Annotated in this window: 7 protein-coding genes; 6 read left to right on the top strand and 1 reads right to left on the bottom strand. The window is 55.5% G+C overall.

Features of this window, described 5'->3' with window-relative positions; all coding sequences use genetic code 11:
* Window positions 1–107: 107 nt before the first annotated feature.
* The 6 genes from leuB to queA are packed head-to-tail and all read left to right on the top strand — an operon-like array spanning window position 108 to window position 5,972.
* Complete coding sequence (leuB, locus tag ACOSYY_RS07230) at window positions 108–1,181, top strand: 3-isopropylmalate dehydrogenase (protein ID WP_421661593.1); 1,074 nt, start codon at window positions 108–110, stop codon at window positions 1,179–1,181.
* A gap of 15 nt (window positions 1,182–1,196) precedes the next feature.
* Complete coding sequence (locus ACOSYY_RS07225; RefSeq protein ID WP_421661592.1) at window positions 1,197–2,405, top strand: NHL domain-containing protein; 1,209 nt, start codon at window positions 1,197–1,199, stop codon at window positions 2,403–2,405.
* A 7-nt stretch (window positions 2,406–2,412) separates the two neighbouring features.
* The gene (locus tag ACOSYY_RS07220) at window positions 2,413–3,435 is read left to right on the top strand and encodes an aspartate-semialdehyde dehydrogenase (protein ID WP_421661591.1); all 1,023 of its coding nucleotides are present in this window, start codon (window positions 2,413–2,415) and stop codon (window positions 3,433–3,435) included.
* 55 nt (window positions 3,436–3,490) lie between these two features.
* A complete protein-coding gene (locus ACOSYY_RS07215) occupies window positions 3,491–3,742 on the top strand; it encodes a DUF2905 domain-containing protein (protein WP_421661590.1) in 252 nt (83 codons plus the stop codon).
* Window positions 3,739–4,953, top strand: coding sequence for a SpoIID/LytB domain-containing protein (locus tag ACOSYY_RS07210; RefSeq protein WP_421661589.1), 1,215 nt, complete (start codon window positions 3,739–3,741; stop codon window positions 4,951–4,953). Before ACOSYY_RS07215 ends, ACOSYY_RS07210 begins: the two co-directional genes overlap by 4 nt.
* Window positions 4,953–5,972: a tRNA preQ1(34) S-adenosylmethionine ribosyltransferase-isomerase QueA gene (queA, locus tag ACOSYY_RS07205; protein WP_421661588.1), complete on the top strand. Its 1,020-nt coding sequence runs from the start codon at window positions 4,953–4,955 to the stop codon at window positions 5,970–5,972. Before ACOSYY_RS07210 ends, queA begins: the two co-directional genes overlap by 1 nt.
* A 44-nt stretch (window positions 5,973–6,016) precedes the next feature.
* Here the strand turns inward: queA and ACOSYY_RS07200 are convergent, their stop codons facing one another.
* Window positions 6,017–6,715 (bottom strand): SurA N-terminal domain-containing protein, encoded by a 699-nt coding sequence (locus ACOSYY_RS07200; protein ID WP_421661587.1) that lies wholly within the window; start codon window positions 6,713–6,715, stop codon window positions 6,017–6,019.
* Window positions 6,716–6,962: the final 247 nt, after the last annotated feature.

Genomic DNA, 6,962 nt, shown 5'->3' with positions numbered 1-6,962 from the left:
GAGACCGATGTCGAATTCCTGTGTCTCGTCGATCCGGCCTGGCGGCTTGAAGATGAAACGATACTGGAATAAGCCATGGGCCGATGGAATCATCGAAAGGAGCAATAGTGAAGGCCAAGATTGCAGTGCTGCCCGGTGATGGAGTCGGGCGCGAGATCATTCCCGAAGCCATAAAGGTCCTAAAGGCTGTTGCCGAGAAGTACGGGCACTCATTCGAATTTGTCACAGCCGATATCGGCGGGCAGGCGATCGATAAAGTGGGTGTGCCGCTTCCAAAAGACACATTGGCGCTAGCCAAGCAAAGCGATGCCGTCTTGCTGGGCGCCGTCGGGGGACCCCGCTGGGAAAGCTTGGAGTACAGTCTGCGGCCGGAGCGCGCACTGCTCGGAATCCGGGAAGCTTTGGGGCTTTATGCCAATTTGAGGCCGGCCAAGCTCTATTCGAATCTGGTGGAGGCGTCCACGTTGAAGCGTGAGGTTGTCGAGGGAATCGACATCCTCGTGATCCGCGAGCTCACCGGAGGCATCTATTTCGGAAAACCGAAGGGAATCGAAAAGTTGCCCAATGGTGAAGAGCGAGGGATCAATACGGAAGTCTATTCGACGGAAGAAGTCCGGCGGATCGCCAAGGTTGCCTTCGAGGCGGCACGGAAAAGGCACAAGAAAGTCACCTCGGTCGATAAAGCGAATGTGTTGGAATCGTCCGAACTTTGGCGAAAAGTGGTCATTGATGTCCACTCCTCCTACCCGGATGTCGAACTGGGGCATATCTACGTGGATAATGCGGCGATGCAGCTGGTGCGGAACCCGCGACAATTCGACGTACTGCTCTGCAACAACATATTCGGAGACATTCTGAGCGATGAAGCGGCGATGCTGACCGGATCGATCGGTATGTTGCCGTCGGCGAGTATCGGGGCCAAGATCGGCCTCTTTGAGCCGATTCATGGGAGCGCTCCGGATATTGCCGGGAAAAATATCGCCAATCCGATTGCGACGATCTCATCAGCCGCCATGATGCTGTCATATGCCTTTCAACTTGATAAGGAAGCGGAAGCTGTCGAACAGGCCATCATGAAAACACTCGACCTTGGATATCGGACCAAAGATATTCAGAGTCCGGGAGCGAAGATCGTCGGCACTGTGGAGATGGGTGAGGCAATTGTCCGAAACTTGAATTAGTCACGGTTCAGAATTATGGCAACCCTTCTTTCCGCAAGGATAATCAAAACACTCGTCGGCAACGGCGAGTCCGGTTATACGGGAGACGGCGGACCTTCAATACAGGCCCGTTTGAATGAGCCGAAGGGCGTGACGATCGATTGCCATGGCAATGTCTATGTGGCTGATTCCGAAAATCATGTCGTTCGCAAAGTCGATCGCGCGACCGGTGTCATCTCAACAGTAGCCGGCATGTCAAGGGATGAACACATGGGTTCGGCCGTGGAGCGGGACTCACCAGTCCTGCGCACTCATGAAGACCCTTTGGCCGATGGCGCGGGCGAAACCGGTTCGGCGAAGTTTACTCAGCAAGCCGATTTGAGTGGGACTGTCCGGTATTGGACGAATCAACAAGCCGCGTCTATCAAGCGGTATGGCGGAGACGGCGGGACGGCAGTGCAGGCGCAGCTGAACTTCCCTACGGCAGTTGCTGTTGACCGGGACGGGAATTTATATATCGCCGATACGATGAACCATCGCATACGGATGGTCGATTCGGAAACGGGCATCATATCAACGCTGGCCGGAACTGGTCAGGCTCGATTCTCGGGTGATGGCGGCCCGGCACATCAGGCTGCGCTCAATGAACCGGCGGCGCTGGCAATTGACGACAGAGGAAGGCAACTCTATATCGCCGATCAAAGCAATCATTGCGTACGGATGGTAGATCTCAAGACAGGTGTGATTCAAAGAGTTGCGGGAACAGGAATTGCGGCGTACGACGGAGAAGGGAAGCTGGCTATTGACACGACCCTTGCCGGTCCGAGCGGATTGGCTTTGGTGGGCAACCGGCTATATATTGCCGACACGTTCAATGGCCGAGTCCGATGCCTTGAGCTTTCGTCAGGGTTGATGACCACGGCGGCCGGTGACGGCGAACTCTATCGGTATGAGTCGTCGGATATCCCCTCGCCCAGCCTTTCGCGACCGACAGGAATTGCAGTTGATCATGAGGAACGTCTTTTTCTGACCGATTCAGACAATCACCTCATCCGGCAGTGGGATGGGGCATCCGGAGCGGCGTTTTGCGTGGCGGGGCAAGGAGTTCCATCCTATTCCGGCGATGGAGGCCTCGCACGAGAAGCAAGTTTGTGTTACCCATTCGGTATCGTTGTCGATCGCGACGGAACGCTGCTGGTGGCCGACACCTTCAATCATCGAATTCGCGTATTGGCATTGGAGTAAGCGCTTCATGATCAAGCAGAAACCAGGGTACATGGTGGCGATTCTTGGCGCGACCGGCGCGGTCGGAAAGGAAACGCTTGAAATCTTGGAAGAGAGGAAATTCCCGCTGGCGGGCCTCCGGCTCTTCGCGTCAAAACGATCTGCCGGTGGGGTGATGACGTGCCAAGACAAGGAGTGGGAGGTTGAAGAGTTGACGGAATCTTCGTCGTTCGAGGGCGTCGATCTGGCGTTTATTTCTGCGACGGATGCCATCAGCAAAGATTATGGTCAACGACTGGGAGCGGCCGGTATTGCCGTGATCGACGATAGTGCCGTATTCCGCATGGACGATCAAGTTCCTTTGGTGGTTCCGGAGGTGAATGTTGCCGCCTTACGCGCCATGCCTAAAGGAATCGTTTCCATTCCCAACTGTACGACCACGCCGTTGGTCATGGCGCTCAAGCCGCTTCACGATGCGGTAGGGGTGAAGCGTGTGGTCGTCACGACCTTTCAATCGGTGTCAGGGACCGGAGCGGCGGCCATGGATGAGCTAATGGATCAAACGAAAGATTTGTTGGCGTTTCGAGACGTCACGACCAAGGTCTATCCCTACCAGATCGCCTTCAATCTGTTGCCGCACATCGGCTCGTTCAACGAGGGAGGGAACTGTTCGGAGGAAGTCAAGATCGAGAGAGAGACTCGAAAGATACTCGGTATGCCCGGAATTCGGGTAACGGCGACAACGGTACGAGTGCCCGTGTTGCGCTGTCATTCCGAGGCGATTAACGTTGAATTAGAGCGTCCCCTGAAGGCAAACGAGGCGCGTGCCGCGCTGGCGGCCATGCCCGGCGTAATTGTCTACGACGATCCGGTAAAGAAGCTGTACCCGATGCCGCTCGATGCGACCGGGAAAGATGAGGTCTACGTCGGCCGTGTGCGGGAGGATGAATCGATCGCGAATGGTCTCAACCTCTGGGTTGTCTCCGACAATCTCCGCAAAGGAGCGGCACTGAACGCTATTCAAATCGCAGAATGCCTGGTGAACGGCTAGGGCTGTGCGCCATATCACGGGACTGTTGGGTACTCCGCTCATGGGATGAACGTTGATGCCGGAATGGACCTTCGGCAAGGTTCTGATCGGAATAGGCCTCGGTATTGCTGCGCTCGGGGTTTTCATGGTCATGGTGGACCGAATTCCCGGATTAGGGAGCGTTTTTAGTTGGCTCGGCAAACTTCCTGGTGACATCTCCATCAAACGTGAGAACTTCAGCTTCTATTTTCCTATCGCGACAAGTATCGTCCTCAGTCTCATTCTAAGTCTGCTATTCTATCTCGTAGGATGGTTCTTCCGCCGATGATAACCGCACGGCTTTTGGCCGGAGCTGTCGGACTGGGCCTTGCCCTTGGCCCGGCCATGCTTCCAGAGAGCCATGCTGCGCAATCAATTCGCGTGCTGTTGACCCGTGATGTCCAGCAGTTGGAGGTGCATACCGATCAGACCATTTGGGTGACTGACGAACATAATCAAGCATGGTCCTATCGGCCTGTCTTACGAATCAAGGTGCGTGGCCATGCACTGATCCTCAACGGTAAACCGGTGGTGAGCGATCAACTGACGCTGCGGGCGGGAAATCACGACCTCAAACTCTGGCTGAACGGGAACGGCAAGAGAACAGCGCTTTTTGCAAGCGATGACAAAGGCGCGCTGCAAATCAGTGGGTTGATCCAGCTCGTTCGGCGAGGAAAGGGACTGCTTCTCGTCAATCATGTCGATTTGGAGGAGTATGTCAAGGGTGTGGTGCCGGCGGAAGTGAACCCGGCTTGGCACCCTGAGATGCTGAAGGTTCAGGCAGTCGCTACTCGCACATATGCGTTGTATCAGCACATGCTCAGCTCCACGCGGGACTACGATGTCGTGGCGGGGATTCAAGATCAGGTGTATCGCGGCCGCCAAGGTATCGACGCACGGGTGGTGGAAGCGGTGGAATCCACCAGAGGACTGGTTATGACGTACCAAGGCGCTCCGATCTATGCCGCGTTTTCTTCCACCGCTGCAGGGATCACGGAGGATGCCATGGTTGTGTGGTCGAAGGATCTCCCGTATTTGAAGGGCGTGGAATGCCCATTCGACATCGAGTCTCCGTATTATCAGTGGAAGGTTTCATGGAAAATCGGCACCTTGGAGAAGAATTTGCGCCAACAAGGATTTGCCGTGGGAACAATCTCGGCCATCACGCCGCTTGCTTATAGTCGCGCCGGGCGAGTGGCGACACTGCGGATTGTGCACTCGAGCGGGGAGTTGACAATACGGGGCGAAGACCTGCGTAAAGCGGTGGGGTACGCGGTGATACCCAGTACGCAATTTGCTGTTGAGTCGTTCGGGCAGGAGGTCATCATCTCCGGCTACGGCGCCGGTCACGCGGTCGGTCTTTGCCAGTGGGGTGCGAAAGAGCTGGCAGAGTTAGGCTATTCGTTTTCGAGCATTCTTGGCTACTACTATCCTGGGACGGAGCTTCGGGATGCGTCATTGACTCAGGCACCTCCTGTTCCTTCGGCCCCTTCTTCCTGATGCAACTCTCCGAGTTCGACTTCTCCTTCGACCCTTCCCTGGTCGCGTTGCAGCCGGTTCACCCTCGTGATCACGCCCGGTTGCTGTTCCTCGATCGCCAAACCGATAGATTTGCGCATCGCCGTGTCACGGATCTCCCGTCCATGCTCAAGCCGGGTGATTTGCTGATCGTAAATGACACGAAGGTCCTGGCTGCACGGGTGCCCGGAATCAAAAGACGGACAGGAACACCGGTCGAGGTATTGTTCGTAAGAAATATGGGTGAAGGACGATGGGAGATCATGGTCAAAGGCACCTTCCATATCGGCGAGGTCATCGAGTTTGATCAGCAGACGCGCGCGACCATCGTAAAGCGGGATACGACAGGCACTGAGGTGGCGATGGATAGTCCGGCGCCTGTCACACGATTATTTGAAGCACGAGGAGTCATGCCGCTGCCTCCGTACATCAAGCGAGCGCCGACTGTAGAAGATCATCAGTGGTATCAGACGGTCTTTGCCAAGCATGAGGGCGCGGTTGCCTCACCGACTGCCGGGCTTCACTTTACGGAGGAACTGTTTCAGCGGCTGAACGTGTCGGGCATCAAAATTGCGGCCGGGACCCTCCATGTCGGTCCCGGCACGTTCAGGCCCGTGAAAACCGAACAGATTGAGGATCACCAAATGGGAGCCGAGGCGTTCACTGTGAGCGAAGGCACTGCCAGGGCGATCGTGCAGACGAAACGGGCCGGTGGCCGGGTAACGGCCGTCGGCACCACGGTTGTCCGTGCGCTTGAAACCGTCATGAAAGAGAAGGGAGAGATGGTTCCCATGTCCGGAGAAAGTCGACTTTTCATGACGCCCGGGTTCCAGTTCAAGGTCGTCGATGCCCTCATGACGAACTTTCACCTACCGCGGACTACATTATTGATGCTGGTCTCCGCCTTTGCCGGGATCGAACGGATGCGGGCCGTGTACGAAGACGCGGTCAAAGAGCGTTACCGCTTCTACAGCTACGGCGACGCCATGTTGATTATCTAGCTGCTTGCTGATCCGGCATGGCTCAACAAAGACGAAGTGTGACTTTACAGCAATTCTCTGCGGATGGTGATCGGCAGCTTGGCCTTCATGGACTGTTGGAATGACACGAGGGCCCGTTGTTGCTTCTGCAACAGCATGTCATCCAGCACCCGCTGTTTGGCATCTGCCGCCTTGGCAGGGTCTGAATCTTGCGGCCTGGTCATGAGGGACTGACCTTCGGCAATCTCCGCCGGGGTCAAGGCAACGGAGTCTCGCACAATCATTCGAGCTTTATTAGCCAGGACTTCCTGGTGCTGGATCGATTCAAACGACGCCGGGGTGAGATGATTGGCTGCCAGAATGCGTCGGTAGAGCTCAGGGTCGAAGGCTCCGTTCTTCTGAAAGGCCGGAGTCTGCATGATCAGTTCGCGCAAATCGGCATCGGAAACCCTCACGCCCATTTCCTCAGCCGCGATGATCCAGACACGACTATCGACGAGTTGTCCGACGACGAATTCCTTGAACTCTTCCTCTTTAAAATCGGTCTTAACATTTTCTTTGTAAATGCGGCGCATGTTTTCGTAGGTGCGCTTAAATTCGTCGAGTGAGACAGATTGCTCTCCGACCTTGGCGACGGGTCCGCCTGCTTGTTCTCCGAATCCCCACCATCCCATCGTAATCACGAAGGCGACAGCTAAGAGCCCCATGATGGATTTGAGCAACCAGGGATAGTTGTGAGCCGCGTCGCGCATTGTCTTGATCATGTCAATCCTCTTCTTCTGTGAACCAGAAGTGTACTTGTGGACCGGACGGAAGGCAAGAGCCGGCAAGTTCACTTTACGTCAAGTGTCTGAAAGCGACGGGAGCCCAGGACCGACCTCCTTTGCATCGCTTCCAGGAGGTTGAGAGCCGGCTCGGCAGGGTTCCGAAAAGAAAACAAGGGAAAGAGCGGTCTTTGTTTGTGCAAGTTAATGCATTTTGTTATACTTTGCCACTAATTAGAAGGAGATT

It is taken from the genome of Nitrospira sp. BLG_2 (assembly GCF_049222245.1).
This window is presented reverse-complemented; position numbering and strand designations above follow the sequence as displayed.